The following is a 16,247-nucleotide window of genomic DNA, read 5'->3' on the forward strand; positions in this document are numbered from 1 at the left end:
GTTAGGCGAGGGCCTCGCGGGCGCGGCGGGCGAGTTCGGCGGCGCCGGGAACGCGGCGGCGCTGGTAGACCGCGAGCGTGGAGCGGATTGAGGTGATCGCCTTGCGGGTGCGGTCGGAGGTCATGCCCTCCATGAGGACGAGGGCTTGGGTCCAGGCGGCGACGGCTTCGTCGGCGCGGGCCTGGGCGGCGAGGCTGTCGCCGAGGTCGGCGTGGGTGAGGGCGTGGACGCGCTTGTACTTCTTGGGGTCCCAGCGGGTGAGCGCGGCCCGGTGCTGCTGCTCGGTGCCGATGTGGTCGGCGAGGTCGGTCAAGGTGCGGGCGGTGTGGCTGGCCACGGTGCCTGCGGCGGGGCCGCTCACGCGGGAGTAGCCGGGCTGGGGGCCGTCCTCCCTCAGGAGGGCGTCCTCGGCGGCGAGCAGGGCACGCGCGGCCAGGGAGTGCTCGTCGGTGGCGGCGTAGGCGCGGGCGTGGGTGATGTGGAGGAGCGCCTGGGTCGGGCCGTCGACGTGGCCGAGGCCACGGCTGAGGGCGCCTTCGACGAGGTCGACGCAGTGGTGGGGCTGTTTGAGGCTGAGGGCCTGGTGGGCGAGGGCGCGCATCATCCAGGCGGCGTGGCCATGCGGGTCGGCTTCGCAGGCGAGTTGGTAGCCGACCTGGTAGTAGCGCTGGGCTGCGCCTTCGTGGCCGAGGTCGTGGTGTTTCCAACCGGCCAGGTAGGCGAGTTCGGCGACGGCGCCGAACGCGGCCCGGCGTAAGGCTTCGCCGAGGAAGCGTCCACGCAGCATGGGGGCGGCGGTATCGGCGAGGTACGCGGTGACCGTGGTCAGGCCATGGCCGCCGCCGAGGCGTTCGTCGGCGGCGCTGAAGGCCGCTGTGATCTGGCGTACGACATCCACGTCATCCGCCCCGACCACGGACGTGCCGGTGCGGGCGCGGAGCATGCGGGCGGTGGCCTCGTGGTCGTGAGCGAGAGGCATGGCGACGCCGGCAGTGGTGAAGGCGGCTACCGCGAGGAAGCGGCGCCGCTCGACGTCGGCGCGGCCGAGGTCGGTGACGGCGAGGACGGGGTCGGGCTCCGACTCCTGTTCAGCCTCGTCGGAGCGGAGACCGATCTCGGTCCGGGTGATGGTGCGTCCGGCTCGGCGGGACAGCGCTTCGGCAAGGTACTGACCTGCCCGGCCCGAAGGCGTACGGGTGCCGTTCGCCCAGTGCGAGATCGCTGATTTGTTGGTCTGGAGGATCTCGCCGTTCTCGGCGGCGACACGTCGCACGTCCCTGGCGAGGGCCTCGTAGGTGCAGTCGACCGCGTCGATGACGTCGCGCAGACGGGAGTTGGGGTCTCTCTGCTCCGTCATGTTCGCCTCCGCCCCGGAGCTGTAAACCGCGTATACCGCTTCCGCCGCTCTCCACCGTACCCACTGAGCGTGACCAAGAGTTCACTTATCAGTAGCCGCCCGATACGGCGTGACCCTGATCCAGGCTTTCCCTTGGTCCGGGCGGCTCCTCGAAGTTCCGTACGCCCACACCGGGTTCGGGCATTCCTGTGCCCGGATCCGGCCGATCAGAGACGGAGACACGGTGACCACCATCGACACCACGACCATCACGGTCGAACTGCCCGAGGCATTCGACCCGCGCTGGAGCCGCCTGCCCGGCATCCAGGTCGACGGCAAGCGCATCACGATCGACCCGGTCGAGTACTTCTTCCGCTTCGAGTCCCACACCTGGCTCGTCGCCGACTGGGAGCTGGTCAAGTCCCAGCTCCTCGGTGCGGACGAGACCGCCGAGAGCGCGGTCGAGCAGCTCGCGCTCAACTTCGTCAGAAACCACGCCGAGTCCACCTCGGACGCCGCCCGCGTGCTGACCACCGCGTACGAGGTGTACGCGTACCTGTTCCGCGACGAGCATCTCGCCGGCCTCGGAGTCCCGCAGATCACAGCCGACCACTTGCGGATGCTCCGCGAGGCGGCCACCCTCATGGCGCTCAACAAGGTCGAGCTGGACGGGCACATCTCCAACGTCGGGCCGTGCTGGTTCTTCCCCGCCGCCACCTCCGTCGTCTTCGACCTGGACGACGAGATGGGCGGGATGCTCGACGAGGTCTACCACGGCGGCTGGTTCAACGAGCATCGCCGCATCGAGTCCATCAAGGCCCACGCCGCGCTCGGCGGGCGGCTCGTGCACGGCTGCCAGTCCGTGCCGGACCAGTCCGGCGGCGTCGTCGCGCCCTACGGTGCCTCGATGGCGAACTTCCGTGACGACCTCGCCGCGTTCAAGGCGGGCTGGATCGAGCAGGTCTACGCCCACCGCGTGAACCCCGCCGCGTAACTCACCTCCCGATCAAGCTCCGGGGTGGGCCGGTATCTCTCGCCCGCCCCGGATGCCTCCAACCGACTGGAGCCCCCATGAGCCCGAATCCCAGCGCCGAACTCCTCGACAACCTGCTCACTGTGGCCGGCCAGGCCAGCGTCGTACGGGAGGAGGTACGCGTGTGGTCCATGTCCGGCGTCGAGCGCGTCACCTTCCCCGACGGCACCACGGCCATCTTCAAGTACGCCAAGAAGCCCTTCGACAGCGAGGACCGGGCCCTCCGCCTGGCCCACACCCTCGGCGTTCCCGTCCCCCAGGTCCACGCCTCCGCCGCCCTGGACGGCTGGCTCGGCATGCTCATGGAGGACCTCGGACCGTCCGTCCGCGAGGCCGACGACCTGGACGGTGTCGCCGCGGCTGTGGTCCTGCACAGCACCCGCACGGCTCCGCCCCTGCCCGTCCTCGACCAGGAGCGGCTGCGCATGCTGCCGGCCCGGGCGCTGGAGCACCTCGAACGGCTGCGCAAGGCCGACCGGTGGCAGGACGCCGACGACATCGAGGACGCGCTCGACCGGATCGCCCAGGCCGCCGAGACCCGGTCGGCCGGAGCAACGCTGGCGCCCTTCGGATGGGTGCACTCCGAGTTCCACCCCACCAGCCTCCACATCGGCGAGCACGGCTGGCGGCTGCTCGACTTCGCCCGCGCCTTCACCGGTCCCGGCCTGCTCGACCTCGCCAGTTGGCACGGCACCATCGAACCCCCGCACCCCGTCCGCCTGCGCGTCTTCCTGGAGCAGTACGTCACCGCCGGCGGCACCCCCGATGCCCTCGCCCCACGCGGCGGACTCCCCGCCGAGAACTGGGCCCTGGGCTGGCATCGCATGTGGGCCGTCGAGTGGTTCATGGAACAGTCCATCCGCTGGATCAACGACCCGGCCACCGACCCCGCCTACCTCAAGGCCGTACGCCGCCACCTCACCGACGTCCTCCACCTCCTGGAGATCTGACGTGCTCGCCCAGGCATCCCCATGGCACGCCCACGCCCTCCAGCGCACCGCAGTCGGACTCGCCGAACCCCTCGCCGTACCCGCCCGGATGGAGTGGACCACCCGGCCCGGCCAAGGACCCGGAGCCGACGTTCTCGGGCCTGACCTGCGCGGCAAGCGGCTCCTGGAGCTTGGCTGCGGCCCCGGCCACAACGCCGCACACCTCGCCACCCGCCACGGCGCTCACGTCACCGGCGTCGACCTGGTCGGCCTCCAGATCCGCCGCGCCCGCTCCCACTACGGACGGCTGAACAACCTCACCTTCGTCGCCGGCCACGCACTGCACCACCTGCACGCCTCCGACGAGCAGTTCGACGCGATCTACTCCGTCTTCGGGGCTGTCGACCTTGTAGCTCCTGAGCTCCTGCTGCCAGCCATCGCTCGGCGCCTTACGCCCGGCCGGGTGCTCGCCTTCTCCATCCCCCACCCGCAGCGCGGCGGTCAAAGCCCTTCTGGCGACGACCGTCCCCGCCGCGACTACGTCACTCTCCCCGACCGCACCCGACTCCCCATCGCCCGCTGGGAGTTCTCCACCGACCGGTGGGAGAAGCACCTCAGCCAGGCGGGTTTCCTGCTCACCTCGGCACAGGAGTTCCCCGACCCCCGCATGGGCCACTGGCCCACCACTCTGCTGATCCGCGCCCGCAAGCTCTGACAGCCGCCTTCGCCCGGCCCCTGGAGGACTCATGCGCCTGCCCTACCTGCTCCTCGACATCGACGGCGTCCTCATCCCCTTCCCCGATGCGGACGGGTCGACCCCGGCCACCCACGCCCGCCACGACGTCGTCCCCACCGGGCGCAGCGCCGACAACCCGGTCACCGTCTGGCTCGACCCCGCCCACGGCCCCATGCTGATGGACGTGATCAGTACGGGCCTGGTCACCCCCGTCTGGTGCACCAGTTGGCGGCAGGACGCCGCCGCTCTCATCGGGCCCCTCCTGGGCCTCCCGTACCTGCCGTACGTCGACCTGCCGCGCCCCCGGATTACCACCAGCCACCCCAACGGCTACCTCTGGAAGCGCGACCACGTCGGCGCCTGGCTGGAAAACGCCCCAGTTGTGTGGATCGACGATGACTTCACCAGCCTCGACCATGCCTGGGCCGCGGAGCGCACCACCCGTGGCGCGGCGACCTTCCTGATCCAACCTGACCCCCGTGTCGGGCTCCAGGCTGAACACCTGGCCGAGGCCCAGTGGTGGGCGGGGCAGCTACTCACTGTGCGGACTGCTGCATCCGCTGCTCCGAGCGAAACCGAAGCGGCGTGACGCGTACCCGGGGCAGAAGGGCGCAGTGGCGGCCTGGTGGTCGTCCCGCATCGTTTAGCGGCGGGCACGTGTCTATGCAGGTCAGGAACCTTCTCCGCCTGCACTTCGACATCTAAACCGAAGCGCCCCCGGCAGCCCCTCCGAACAGGCGAAACCGCCGTTCGGAGGGGCTGTTTCGTGTCTGCCGGGGCTTCTCGGGGGACACTGGAGTCGGCCAGGATCGCCACAGTGCCTCGGACACGGAGCCGCTCATGACCACACCGCGTGACCTGCTGATCGTTTCCATGGACGTGGCATCCAGCCGCCCTGTGGAGCGGGGTGACCTGTCGCTCGTGCTCGCCGGGGCCGAGGTGATCGATCTCCTCGGTGCCCAGGCCCTCACGCTGGAGGACGATCGCATCGTGCCGGGCGCGCGGGGGACGCTGCCTGATCGGCTGTTGGACGAGGCTGCGTCGGTGCTCGTGCGGGAGGATCCGTACGAGTCGGTCGAGGACTGGCTGTGGCGCCGGGGCGAGGGGTTGTCCGATGCGTACCGTTCCGCTCTGGAGGCGGACGGGCAGCTCACCCGGCAAAGGCACCGCTGGCTTCCCGTACGTAGCGGGCAGACTGCCCTGGCCGATTCCCCCGCGCGTCGTGACGCGGCGCAGCGCTGGGCGGGCGGTGAGCCGGTGCTCGTCTCGCTCGCCGGGGCGCTGGGGATCGGGGAGCCGCAGGGCGAGGACTCGCCGGAGATCGCCGACGATTCGGTCGTGGCCGTGCTCGCCGCCGTCAACGACGCGGTGATGGAGCTGGAAGCCGTACGGCAGCGGCGCTCCATCGAGGACGCCGCCTTCGACAACGTCTGGCGAGGCCCGTAGCGCACGGGGGCAGTCAGGACCACAGTGCCGTTGCGAGCGTGAGGCCCAGGTAGACCGCGCCCAAGCCTGCCGCCACGCTCGCGAGGATGTTGGCCGCGGCGTAGAAGTGGGCGCCGTCCTCGGTGAGGCGGAGGGTTTCGTAGCTGAAGGTGGAGTAGGTCGTGAGCGCGCCGCAGAGGCCGGTGCCGAGGAGGAGTTGTACGGAGGAGTCGGCCGCGCCCGCGGTGATCGCGCCCGTCACCACGCCGAGGATGAGGCAGCCGGTCACGTTGACGGTGAAGGTGCCCCAGGGAAAGAGCGAATCGTGCCGCCGCTGGATCGAACGGTCGGTCAGATAGCGCAACGGGGCGCCGACCGCCGCGCCCAGGATGACCAGGAGCCAGTTCACCGGGGTGTCTCCGGGCCCGTGCGGTGGACGACCTCGCAGCGGTCCAGGGTCACCAGGCCGCAGGCCAGTTCGTCGAGTTGGGGCAGGAAGGCCCTGATCCGTTCCTCGGTGTCGACGATCACGACCGCCACGGGCAGGTCCTCGCTGAGGGAGAGCAGCCGCTGGGTGTGGATCATCGAGGAGGCACCGAAGCCCTCCACTCCGTGGAAGACACTGGCGCCCGCGAGTCCCGCACGGTGGGCGCGGTGGACGATCTCCGTGTAGACAGGCCTGTGGTGCCACAGATCGCTCTCGCCGAGGAAGACGGTCAGGCGGAGCGCCGTACCGGTCGGTCTGGTCATGCCTGCCTCCACGCCAGTACGCGGCGGGTCGCCCACACCGCACTCCACACCGCCGCGAGCGCGGCGACCAGGGTCAGTCCCAGATAGGCCACACCGGCGCCCGCCCGGCCGTCCGCCACCAGGCGCTGGATGTCCACCGCGTACGTCGAGAACGTGGTGAACCCGCCGAGGACGCCTGTGCCGAAGAAGGGCCGTACGAGGGGGTGCGCCGCCCAAAGGTCGGTGATCACCACCATGAAGACGCCGATCACCGCGCACCCGAACACGTTCACGGTGAGAGTCGTCCACGGGAAGGATCCGGGGGCGGTGGGCCAGAGGAGGGCGGCGCCGTAGCGGGCCGATGCTCCGATCGCGCCGCCCAGCGCCACCACGGCCACCACCGGCGCCACCGCTTTCACCGGCGCTGTGGGCCGCTTTCGGCTCCGCCGCGCGGGCGGCGTCAGGCCCGTCTCGACGTCGGGATCTGTGGGCTCGGTCATCACCGGGGCACTCTCTCCTACTCGCCGGGCGCCCGCGTCGGGGCGCGCTCCATCGCAAGTAGGGACCGTTGGCGGTGGTCGCACCGCGGTTCGGGTACGGCGGGCCCCACCGCCGTTTCGTACTCCCGACCAGGTTAACGGGAGGGGGCGCGGCTCGGCCAGCCGGGCGGATCCCCGGCTGTGGACGGGCGCGGGGGATTGTCAGTGGGCACTGGCACGATGAACGACATGAAGACCTACAACTGGCGTCCCTTCCTTGAGCGGTGGAGTGCGGACTGGGCCGGCTCCCCCGGTGCGCGGGCGCGGGAGTCCACCCAGTCCGTGCCGGGCCTGGGCGGGGCCTCGGCCGCGGATGCGCTCCGTGAGCGGTGGCTCGGGTTCGCGGGCGCCGATCCGGGGCGGATCGGCGCGCTGGAGGAGCGGCTCGGGCCGGATGTGGTGCTGCCGCCGACCTACCGGTCGTTCCTGGCCGTCACGGACGGATGGCGGCCCGCGGGGACGGGCGTCCATCTGCTGGGGACGACGGAGGGGACACGCTGGTACGGGGATCCGCGTCCGCACGGCCTTCAGGAGGCCAGGGAAGCCGGTGCCGGGGTGTGGGGCAGGGCGCTGCGGCTCTCCGTGGAGTCGGACGGGACGGAGGTCCTGCTCGACCCGGGGGAGGTCAACGCCGACGGGGAGTGGGCCGCGTATCTCCACCGGGGCCGGCCGGGCGACGCCCCTGAGGAGCGTTACGAGTCCTTCATGGAGCTCATGCAGGCCCTGTTCCGGAGCTTCCACCACCGGAACCGGAACACGCCGGGGTTCGAGAACGACACGACGCGCGAGCTGGACGCGGAGGTCGAGGAGGCGCGGCTGGCCTGTCTGCGCGGCGAGGCCGTCGAGGGCTTGTTGAAGGTGTTCACGGACGCGGAGGAGTGCGGCAGGCCGCGCGCACGGGACCTGCGCGTCCAGATGGGGGCGCTGCTGGGCGGCGGGCGGACGCGGGACCGTGTCGTGGGGCCGCTGGACGATCCGTTGGACGGGCTGGAGTCCGTGGGGCGTACGTTCCGGTACGAGGCCCCCGGGCCCTTCGGCGACGCGGTGGACGCGGCGCGGGAACAGGCACGCTGGGGGGACACCGATGCGGCCTGGCACACCCTCGCCGCCGCCGTGGCCGACTGGGAGCCGTACGGGGACGAGCACATCGCCCCGGTCGGGCTGCTCGCCGATCCCCTGCTCGGTCCTGTGATCACTCCGGAGCGCGGCCGGTATCTGCTGGAGACGCCCCGGGGCGCGGAGGGGCGGGATCCGGAGGCCGGGCCCGGTCACGGGGTAGAGGCGGGGGCCGAGGACGGGGCGACGTCGTGGGACGACGGGCTCGCCTGGCTCGCGGAGGAGCCGTCCCCGGACGCCGAGCGGGACGGCGCGTACCGCTTCGTCTTCGTACGGGGAGTCCGGCCGGAGGAGCTGGCCGACCGGATCGGCCGGGGTCCGCTGCTGGCGCCGGCCGACGAGGCCGAGGTGGCGGAAGCCCGGTTCGGCCCGGAGGGTGAGGAGCGGCGGGCCGTCGCCCGGATCGGCAGGTGCGGGGACGGCTGGAGCTTCGCCTACGAGAGCCGCGTCGATCTCGTTGATCCGTTCCTGCCGGACCGGCTGACCGGGCTGGGCGAAGCGGCGTCGAAGGGCGGCGAGTCGGTCACGGTGTGGTGCGAGCGCGGCGGCCAACTCCCTTCGGCGCCGGGCGCGTTCCATCTCTCGTACGCCGAGGACGGGGAGCGCGTGTACGGGTTCACGGTGCGCGGCGAGGAGATCGAGCAATGGGGGGAGCTCCCGGACTCGCTCGATCCGGAGGAGTTGTTCCCCGAGTACGAGTACGAGGAGGGGGATGAGGAAGGGGGAGAGGGGGGCTTGGGGCTGGATCCTGATGACGAGTACGAGGCGCTCGACGCCCTCTTCGAGGAGTTCGGGATCTCGCTGCCGGAGTTCGCGATCCGGCACGGGCGGCTGCACACCGTCCTGACCCGGCCATGGATCCTGTACGGCGCACAGGGGGACGGCGTGCGGCAGGAACCGTCGTGACGACCGTACGGACCGCCGTGATCGAGACGGAGCGGCTGACCATGCTGCCGCTGCGGGTCGAGCACGCGGAGGAGATGGCGGGCGTGCTCTCCGATCCCGCGCTGCACACGTTCATCGGCGGCAGGCCGTCGACGGAGGAGGAGCTGCGCGGGCGGTACACGAGGATGGTCGCGGGCTCGCCCGATCCCGCCTTCTCCTGGTGCAACTGGGTGCTGACGGAGCGGGCGGGGCCGGGAGAGCTGTCCGGTACGGTCCAGGCCACCGTCACCCCGCACCGCACCCTTCGGGACGAGACGGTCGCCGAGATCTCCTGGGTGGTGGGGACGCCGTGGCAGGGGCGGGGGTTCGCCACCGAGGCGGCGCGGGGGCTGGTCCGGTGGCTGGCGGAGCAGGGGGTGGGGACGGTGATCGCCCATATCCATCCCGAGCACCGGGCGTCGGGCGCGGTCGCGGCGGCGGTGGGGCTCAGCCCGACCGATGAGTGGCACGACGGCGAGGTCCGCTGGCGGCGGCGCTTCGGGGAGTGAGGGGCCGACCCGCCTTCGCCGCCCCTCCGGAATGGACGGAGGGGCGGTGAAGGCGCGGCGAAGGGGCAGGGACGGGGACAGGGGCAGAAGGACGCGGCGGGTGGGGCCGGCGTCAGCCGATCAGCTCGCGCACCATGCGGCAGGTGGTGTTGGACGGCGGGTGGATCCCGATCCGGGCCGCCGTGCTCCGTATCCGGCGGTTGGGGGCGCTCGCCCGCTGGTACACGCCCGAGTCGAGCAGGGCGATCGCGAGGCGCATGGCCTTGAGGCGGCGGTTGTGGCTCTCGTACCACTCCCGCGGGCGGCCCGCGGGGAGCGGCTTGCGCTTGAGGGCGGGTGGAGTCGGCGCGGTTTCGACGGACTTCTCCGTGATGGTGGCAACAGCCATCGTCAGCCTCCCGGCGTGGTGGTGGGACCCTCACGAACTCCCTCCATTTTACTGCCCACCACTGACAATCGCCCCTGGCCAGACCGGGTTTGACGGGGGTGGGAGGAAGTCTCGGAGGGGCGCTCGGAGGTAGGCTCGGGACCATGGAGATCTGGATCAATCCCGCCTGTTCCAAGTGCCGGGGCGCGCTGACCCTGCTCGACGAGGAGGGCGCCTCGTACACCGTCCGCCGGTACCTGGAGGACGTGCCGTCCGAGGACGAGATCCGGGCGGTGCTCGGCCGTCTCGGGCTCGAACCGTGGGACATCACCCGGACCCAGGAGGCCGAGGCGAAGGAGCTGGGCGTCAAGGAGTGGGCGCGGGACGACGGTTCGCGGGAGCGCTGGATCGCGGCGCTCGCCGCGCACCCGAAGCTGATCCAGCGCCCGATCATCACGGCGGACGACGGTACGGCCGTGGTCGCGCGCACGGACGAGGCGGTACGGGACGCCCTGTCCCGCTGAGCGAGCCGCCCGACCCCGCGTGCGCAGAGCCACGCCCCCACGTGCGCGAGCCTCGCCCCCGCGCGCGAGCCACCCGACCCGGCGTGCGAGGGCCCCGCCCCCGCCCCGCCCTGCTCCCCCGCCTACGCCCCTGCTTGCGCTTCCGCCTCCGCGAGGATCTCCGTCAGCCGGAGCCCGAACCGTACGTCGCACGCGTGCGGCGCTCCCGTGCGGGCCGATTCCAGCAGCGCGTCGATCGCCGCCCCGAAGGAGTCCACCGGGTTGCCCCAGCTCTCCGGGAGCACCGCGACGCCGTGCTCACCGCGCAGCTCCACCCCCGTGCCCGCGCCCGCCTTCGGTGCGCTCAGGCTGAGCGCCACGGTGCTGGCCGCCCCGGACACGTGCCGCAGTACGAGATGGGTGAGGTCCGGCTCCGTCCGTACGGCCGTCACCGACGCCACGTCGCCCAGCGGCGGCAGCAGCGCGGACAGCGCGTGCGGGCCGACGTCCCACAGCCCGCCCTTCTCGCGACGCCACGGCGACTCGGCGTACGCGCTCGTCTCCCCCGGCGCGTAGAGCGCGCCGAGCCACTGCGCGTGGGCCGTGAACCAGCCGCCCTTCGCCGCCTGTTCGTCCACCCAGTCGGCGGTACCGGGCGCGAATCGCAGCGTGCAGAAGACGACCGACGCCACCCCGGCGGTCGCCACCGCGTCCGCGACCTCGCGGGCGCCCCGTACGGTCGTCGCGACCGGCTTGTCCAGCAGCAGGTGGCATCCGGCCGCCGCCGCGCGGGCCGCCAACGGCGCCTGGACGTCCGGCGGCAGGGCGAAGGCGACGGCGTCGCTCTCGGCGAAGAGCGCGTCGAGGCCGACCTCGCCGGAGTGGGCGGTGGTGCCATGGGCCGCGGCGAGCGCGGCGGCGGCCTCGGGGCGCCGCCCCCAGACGCCGCTGAAGGCGATCCCGGCGTGGGCGGCCAGCGCGGGGGCATGGGTGCGCTCCGCCCACGGGCCGGTGCCGAGGAGTCCGATACGTGGCTTGTCCATGCGGGCCAGTGTGACGCGTGGAGCCGACCGGAGGGAAGAAAAACGGTGGCCGGGCGGGCCGCCGTGGGTGTTACGTTGCCCGAGCCGGCCGCGGGCCTCCGGTGCGACTTCCGGGACGTGCCTTTAAAGCAGTGATTTCGCTGTTCGCGCCCCCATGCCCCGGCCGGCGACCGCGTGAGGAAGGGGCGACACCATGGCGGAGAACCTCGCCGATCTGGTCGCGGCCGAAGACGTCCTGCTCTTCGTGAACGCGGCCGTGACGGCGACCGGGCAGCGCGAGTTCCGCTCCGACGCGCACGAGCAGCGGCTCTCGCTGGGCTTTCTGCACGAGTACGTACGCGTCAACTACCGCCCCGTCTACGCCGCCACGCTCGCCCTCGACATCAACGACCACAACGCGGCCCTGATCGTCGAACACCTCCTGCGGACCCCGCACGACACGAGCCCCGCCGAGAAGCGCGTGGAGGGCGCGCTGATCGCGCGCCGGCTCGCGGTGCTGCCGCCGCAGCGCGTCTACCGGCTGTTCCGTGCGCTGCGCGCCGCCGGGGTCGGCAACCGCCGTACCCGCGCGATCTTCCGCGACTGGCTCGCGGCACGCCCCGACCCGGCCCACGACGCCGTGAAGTACCGCAGCGGGCTCAAGTCCGCCGCGCGCCACTTCCATGTGCGCCTCTCCGCCCTCTCCGCTTCCTCCGCTTCCTCCGCTCCGGGAACAGGTTCGGGGGCCGCGGCGGGCGGCGAGATCGGCGATTTCCTCTTCGCGCCCGGCCGCCGCACGCGGTACGAGCACCGTCTCCTCGACACCTACCGCCGGGCGCACTACGAGCAGGGCGCGCTGTACGAACTGCCGCTCACCGTCGCCGAGGGGTTCGCGGCCCGGCACGGCATCGCCCGCGAAGGGTTCCTGGAGCGGATGGCGCCCCGGATGACCCGGCTGGAGCGGCTGCGTACCCAGACCCGGCGTGCCACCGCCCCGGGCGCCGCCGGCGGGACCGATCTGAGCGTCATGCCGCTGACCCGGCTCGCGCTGTACGTCCTGTCGCTGGCCCCGGACGAGCGGGTCCGGCGCCGGGCGGAGCTGACCCGGGCGCTGCGGACGGGCGCCCGGCGCGTGGCGGGCCCGTACGCCGGTGCCTGGGGGCGGGTGGCGGCCGTACTGGACGACAGCTACTCCTCGTACGGTTCGGGCGAGAAGCGCCGCCGCCCGCTCGGCACCGCGCTGGCCTGCCACTATCTGCTGGAGGCGCTGGCCGCGCCGGGGGCGTACGCCGCGCTGTGGACCTCGGGGCGCGACGATCCGCTGCTCGTCCGTCCGTACGGGCCGACGCCGCTCGGCACCCGGATCCTCGACGCGCTCGACCATGGCCCGGACCGCCTCGTGATCGTCTCGGACGGCTGGGACAACGCCCCGCCGGGGCTGGCGGGCGAGGTGCTGCGGGTGTGGCGTACGCGGCTCGACCGGGAGAGGCGTACGAGTGTGGTCCACCTCAACCCCGTATACGACGCGGACGGTTTCGACGTACGGCGGCTGGCGCCCAGCGTGCCGACGGCCGGGATACGGGACGCGGAGGATCTGCCGGCGCTGGTGGAGATCGCGCAGTTCGCGGAGGGGCGTACGGGGGCGGCGGAGCTGCGGGCGTATCTGGACCGGCGGGTGCGGAACTTCCTGGCGGACGACGGGACCTGCCTTTTCCCGGGTGCGGACAGAGGTCCAGGTCTGGACAGAGGTCCAGGAGTAGGGGCCGGTGCGGGTACGGAGTCCGCGTCATGACCGGGCTCGATCTCACCGGGCTGACCGCCCGCCCCGCCCAGGTCTGGGGCGGCATCCGGCTCGTCCCGCTGGTGCGCGAGGCGCCGGTGCCCGGGTTGCGGCTGCACCGGGAGATCTACACCGGCCTCGGCGAGTCCGCGTCCGGCGGCGTCTCCGAGGTGGAGGTGGGGTCCGGGGTCCGTTACGCCTCGTACATCCCGCACGGCTTCGTGGCGGACTGGTCCGGCGACGAAGGGCAGCACGCCGCGTACGGCAGCCACCTCGGGGACGAGCGCCCCCGGACCGTACGCCTGCGTCCGCATCACCGGATGGTGAAGCGCGCGCGAACCGCCCGGGGAGGCGGACCGGTCGCGCGCTGCCGCTTCCTGCCGCTCCATCTCGCGCTGGACGGCTACCTCGCCCTGCACTTCGGGGGGCCTTCCACCGCCTGGGACGAATGGTCCCAGCAGGCGATACGGCGTGGGCTCTCCCCCCGGGTCGAGGCGGCGTACCTCGGCATGCGCGTGCGCGGGCTCGCCGACGCGCTGCGGGTCTTCGAGATCCATCCCGGCCAGTGCGGGGTGATGGTGTACGCGGCGGACTCGCTCGCGGCGGCGTTCGTCGTGCCCCATCCCGACGACTACCGCGCCCTGCATCCGACGCTGTTGCAGGACATGTACGGCGAACTCATCCACCAGCACGCGCTGTACGGCGCCCCGGTCCCGGAGTTCGAGGCGCGCATCCCCGACGGGCGGCATCTGAACACGCTCGCGGACCTGCGGGCGGCGGCGCGCGCGCAGGAGCGGGCGTGGAGCGAGGCGCACGACACGGTACTCGCGCGTGCCCTGCTCACCACCTCGTACTCCTTCGAACGGGTGTACCGGATGGACGGGTTCGAGCTGCGGCGCTTCCTGCCGCCGTTCCGGCGCGGGTACGGCGCGGAGCCCGAGCAGCACATCGGGGAGCTGATCAGCGACCACAAGGGGCGTACGGCGTACCTCAAGACGTTCCGGCTCTCCGACGCGCAGATCAAGCGCGGCCATCTGCTGAGCCGGCTGGCGGCGCACGACTGGCATCCGGGGCGTACGGCCGAGGCGCTCGGGACGACGGACGTCGAGTTGCTGCGGCGGATCCGTGCGGCCGGGTTCGGTTCGCTGCTCAAGGCGCACGCGGTCGGCGGTACGGCAGCCGCGGCGGACGGGGCCGGCTCGTCCCAGAAGGCCACAGAATAAACCTGGGTAACACGTGGTTCACGGAAGGGCAACGGCGGGGAAACCGCACATTGCGAGGATTCGGGTCAAACCTGCTGCACCCGCAAAGGATGAGGCCCCGTGACGTTCAAGGCTGAGTACATCTGGATCGACGGTACCGAGCCGACCGCGAAGCTGCGCTCGAAGACGAAGATCCTCAGCGACGGCGCCGAACTGCCCATCTGGGGCTTCGACGGGTCGAGCACCAACCAGGCCGAGGGGCACGCCTCCGACCGTGTGCTGAAGCCGGTCTTCTCCTGTCCCGACCCGATCCGCGGCGGGGCCGACCTCCTCGTCCTGTGCGAGGTCCTGAACATCGACATGACGCCGCACGAGTCCAACACGCGTGCGGCGCTGACGGAGGTCGCCGAGAAGTTCGCGGCCCAGGAGTCGATCTTCGGCATCGAGCAGGAGTACACGTTCTTCAAGGGCGCCCGTCCGCTGGGCTTCCCCGAGGGCGGCTTCCCGGCCGCGCAGGGCGGCTACTACTGCGGCGTCGGCTCGGACGAGATCTTCGGCCGTGACGTCGTCGAGGCGCATCTGGACAACTGCCTCAAGGCGGGTCTCGGCCTCTCCGGCATCAACGCCGAGGTCATGCCGGGCCAGTGGGAGTTCCAGGTCGGCCCGCTGTCGCCGCTGGAGGTCTCGGACCAGCTCTGGGTGGCGCGCTGGCTGCTCTACCGCACCGCCGAGGACTTCGGCGTCTCCGCGACGCTCGACCCGAAGCCGGTGAAGGGCGACTGGAACGGCGCGGGCGCGCACACGAACTTCTCGACCAAGGCGATGCGCGAGGGGTACGAGGCGATCATCACCGCGTGCGAGTCGCTGGGCGAGGGCTCGAAGCCGCTGGACCACGTGAAGAACTACGGCGCGGGCATCGACGACCGGCTGACCGGTCTGCACGAGACCGCCCCGTGGAACGAGTACAGCTACGGCGTCTCGGACCGCGGCGCCTCGGTCCGTATCCCGTGGCAGGTCGAGAAGGACGGCAAGGGCTACATCGAGGACCGCCGCCCCAACGCCAACGTCGACCCGTACGTGGTCACGCGGCTGATCGTGGACACCTGCTGCACCGCGCTGGAGAAGGCCGGCCAGGTCTGATCCCGGCTCATCGCGCGAAGGGGGCGGGTGCCGTACGGGCACCCGCCCCCTTCGTCGTCCCAACCTCAGGACCGGAGGTGCGCAGGCTGATGCGCTCCCCCGAAATCTGCTTCAATGGGGTCATGGCCAGCTTCCAGTACACCGCGAGGGGTCGCTTCGACCTGGAGCCGTTCTGGCCGTCCCGGCAGCATCACGACTTCGACCGGGTGTGTCGCCGCGTGAGGAACGCGCCGGCCCTCTAAAGCCATTCTTCTGGCCTTCGGCCGCCGCGCAGACGTACGTCCCGTCCGTCCCGTCGACTCGACGATCCGACGAGTCCTCCGCGCGAAAAGAGCTGACCCCTCATGGCGAACTCCCTTTCCTCCCTTCCCGGTTCCTTCTCCTCGCCCGGCCGTCACCGGCTCCGGGCCGTCGACGACGACGAGACGCCCGGCGCCCTGGTGGGCGCCCCCGCCGGTCCGGTGGTGGACTTCCTGCCGCCGGGCGCGACCTGGCTGCCCGCGCCCCAGCACACCCTGCCCTCGCTGCCGGGACAGCCGCCGATGATCGGCTACCTCGTGCTCGTACCGGCCGACCAGCACCCGGCCGGAGCCGTCGCCCCCGCCCCCGCCCCCGTGCTCGGCCCCACTCCGGTCTCCGTCCCGGCTACGGCCACGGCCGCGGTGGGCGGCGGTTCCGTGCTGGTCGACAACGTGCAGCGGACCGCCGTCGTGGACGGCCGGCCGCTCGATCTCACGTATCTCGAATTCGAACTCCTCGCCCATCTCGTGGCGCACCCCCACCGGGTGCACAGCCGCGACCAGTTGGTGACCACGGTCTGGGGGTACGGACACGTGGGCGACGGGCGGACCGTCGACGTCCATGTGGCGCGGCTGCGCCGCAAGCTGGGCGCGGACCACCGCCGTTCGATCCAGACCGTGCGGCGCGTCGGCTACAAGTACATCCCCTGATCCGCGT

Annotated in this window: 18 protein-coding genes; 12 read left to right on the plus strand and 6 right to left on the minus strand. The window is 72.0% G+C overall.

Features of this window, described 5'->3' with window-relative positions; genetic code table 11:
- Position 1: 1 nt before the first annotated feature.
- Positions 2-1,357 carry a tetratricopeptide repeat protein gene (locus ACIO3P_RS02335; protein ID WP_401850432.1) on the minus strand — a complete coding sequence of 452 codons (1,356 nt, stop codon included), beginning with the start codon at positions 1,355-1,357 and terminating at the stop codon, positions 2-4.
- Positions 1,358-1,580: 223 nt separating this feature from the next.
- Between ACIO3P_RS02335 and ACIO3P_RS02340 the strand changes: the two genes are divergently transcribed.
- From ACIO3P_RS02340 to ACIO3P_RS02360, 5 genes are all read left to right on the plus strand, one after another.
- On the plus strand, positions 1,581-2,330 hold the full coding sequence (locus ACIO3P_RS02340; RefSeq protein ID WP_401850434.1) for a hypothetical protein: 750 nt from the start codon (positions 1,581-1,583) through the stop codon (positions 2,328-2,330).
- Between the two features lie 77 nt (positions 2,331-2,407).
- Positions 2,408-3,319: a phosphotransferase family protein gene (locus ACIO3P_RS02345; RefSeq protein WP_401850435.1), complete on the plus strand. Its 912-nt coding sequence runs from the start codon at positions 2,408-2,410 to the stop codon at positions 3,317-3,319.
- Between the two features lies 1 nt (position 3,320).
- The gene (locus tag ACIO3P_RS02350; RefSeq protein ID WP_401850436.1) at positions 3,321-4,013 is read left to right on the plus strand and encodes a class I SAM-dependent methyltransferase; all 693 of its coding nucleotides are present in this window, start codon (positions 3,321-3,323) and stop codon (positions 4,011-4,013) included.
- A 31-nt stretch (positions 4,014-4,044) separates the two neighbouring features.
- Positions 4,045-4,623: an HAD domain-containing protein gene (locus ACIO3P_RS02355; protein WP_401850437.1), complete on the plus strand. Its 579-nt coding sequence runs from the start codon at positions 4,045-4,047 to the stop codon at positions 4,621-4,623.
- A 251-nt stretch (positions 4,624-4,874) separates the two neighbouring features.
- A complete protein-coding gene (locus ACIO3P_RS02360; RefSeq protein WP_401850438.1) occupies positions 4,875-5,480 on the plus strand; it encodes a GPP34 family phosphoprotein in 606 nt (201 codons plus the stop codon).
- 13 nt (positions 5,481-5,493) lie between these two features.
- On the opposite strand, the gene crcB (ACIO3P_RS02365) is transcribed toward ACIO3P_RS02360, so the two are convergent.
- From crcB (ACIO3P_RS02365) to crcB (ACIO3P_RS02375), 3 genes are read right to left on the minus strand one after another with little or no spacing between them, the layout of a single operon-like run.
- Positions 5,494-5,868: a fluoride efflux transporter CrcB gene (crcB, locus tag ACIO3P_RS02365; protein ID WP_329825931.1), complete on the minus strand. Its 375-nt coding sequence runs from the start codon at positions 5,866-5,868 to the stop codon at positions 5,494-5,496.
- Positions 5,865-6,209 carry a DUF190 domain-containing protein gene (locus ACIO3P_RS02370; protein WP_401788176.1) on the minus strand — a complete coding sequence of 115 codons (345 nt, stop codon included), beginning with the start codon at positions 6,207-6,209 and terminating at the stop codon, positions 5,865-5,867. The genes crcB (ACIO3P_RS02365) and ACIO3P_RS02370 overlap by 4 nt, the downstream gene beginning before the upstream one ends.
- Entirely contained in the window at positions 6,206-6,688 is a 483-nt protein-coding gene (gene crcB / locus ACIO3P_RS02375) for a fluoride efflux transporter CrcB (protein ID WP_401850440.1), read from the minus strand. Before crcB (ACIO3P_RS02375) ends, ACIO3P_RS02370 begins: the two co-directional genes overlap by 4 nt.
- Positions 6,689-6,916: 228 nt before the next feature.
- Here crcB (ACIO3P_RS02375) and ACIO3P_RS02380 point away from each other — a divergent pair, with 228 nt between their 5' ends.
- Together ACIO3P_RS02380 and ACIO3P_RS02385 are read left to right on the plus strand one after the other, a co-directional pair.
- Positions 6,917-8,749: an SMI1/KNR4 family protein gene (locus ACIO3P_RS02380; RefSeq protein ID WP_401850441.1), complete on the plus strand. Its 1,833-nt coding sequence runs from the start codon at positions 6,917-6,919 to the stop codon at positions 8,747-8,749.
- The gene (locus tag ACIO3P_RS02385; protein ID WP_401850443.1) at positions 8,746-9,276 is read left to right on the plus strand and encodes a GNAT family N-acetyltransferase; all 531 of its coding nucleotides are present in this window, start codon (positions 8,746-8,748) and stop codon (positions 9,274-9,276) included. Before ACIO3P_RS02380 ends, ACIO3P_RS02385 begins: the two co-directional genes overlap by 4 nt.
- Before the next feature lie 112 nt (positions 9,277-9,388).
- Here ACIO3P_RS02385 and ACIO3P_RS02390 read toward each other — a convergent pair whose 3' ends face one another.
- Complete coding sequence (locus tag ACIO3P_RS02390) at positions 9,389-9,664, minus strand: hypothetical protein (protein WP_329825926.1); 276 nt, start codon at positions 9,662-9,664, stop codon at positions 9,389-9,391.
- A 143-nt stretch (positions 9,665-9,807) separates the two neighbouring features.
- Between ACIO3P_RS02390 and ACIO3P_RS02395 the strand changes: the two genes are divergently transcribed.
- Positions 9,808-10,167 (plus strand): arsenate reductase family protein, encoded by a 360-nt coding sequence (locus ACIO3P_RS02395; RefSeq protein WP_329825925.1) that lies wholly within the window; start codon positions 9,808-9,810, stop codon positions 10,165-10,167.
- A 122-nt stretch (positions 10,168-10,289) separates the two neighbouring features.
- Here the strand turns inward: ACIO3P_RS02395 and ACIO3P_RS02400 are convergent, their stop codons facing one another.
- A complete protein-coding gene (locus ACIO3P_RS02400; RefSeq protein ID WP_401850445.1) occupies positions 10,290-11,189 on the minus strand; it encodes a Gfo/Idh/MocA family protein in 900 nt (299 codons plus the stop codon).
- A 193-nt stretch (positions 11,190-11,382) separates the two neighbouring features.
- Between ACIO3P_RS02400 and ACIO3P_RS02405 the strand changes: the two genes are divergently transcribed.
- The 4 genes from ACIO3P_RS02405 (at position 11,383) to ACIO3P_RS02420 (ending at position 16,240) form a co-directional block, all read left to right on the plus strand.
- The gene (locus ACIO3P_RS02405; RefSeq protein ID WP_401850447.1) at positions 11,383-12,960 is read left to right on the plus strand and encodes a hypothetical protein; all 1,578 of its coding nucleotides are present in this window, start codon (positions 11,383-11,385) and stop codon (positions 12,958-12,960) included.
- Positions 12,957-14,171, plus strand: a complete 1,215-nt coding sequence (locus tag ACIO3P_RS02410; protein ID WP_401850448.1) for an ARPP-2 domain-containing protein — start codon at positions 12,957-12,959, stop codon at positions 14,169-14,171. The genes ACIO3P_RS02405 and ACIO3P_RS02410 overlap by 4 nt, the downstream gene beginning before the upstream one ends.
- Positions 14,172-14,270: 99 nt before the next feature.
- Complete coding sequence (glnII, locus tag ACIO3P_RS02415; RefSeq protein ID WP_329825921.1) at positions 14,271-15,290, plus strand: glutamine synthetase; 1,020 nt, start codon at positions 14,271-14,273, stop codon at positions 15,288-15,290.
- 344 nt (positions 15,291-15,634) lie between these two features.
- A complete protein-coding gene (locus tag ACIO3P_RS02420) occupies positions 15,635-16,240 on the plus strand; it encodes a winged helix-turn-helix domain-containing protein (protein WP_401850449.1) in 606 nt (201 codons plus the stop codon).
- The last annotated feature ends 7 nt before the right edge of the window (positions 16,241-16,247 follow it).

Source organism: Streptomyces sp. NPDC087310 (assembly GCF_044744405.1).
Taxonomy (GTDB): Bacteria; Actinomycetota; Actinomycetes; order Streptomycetales; family Streptomycetaceae; genus Streptomyces.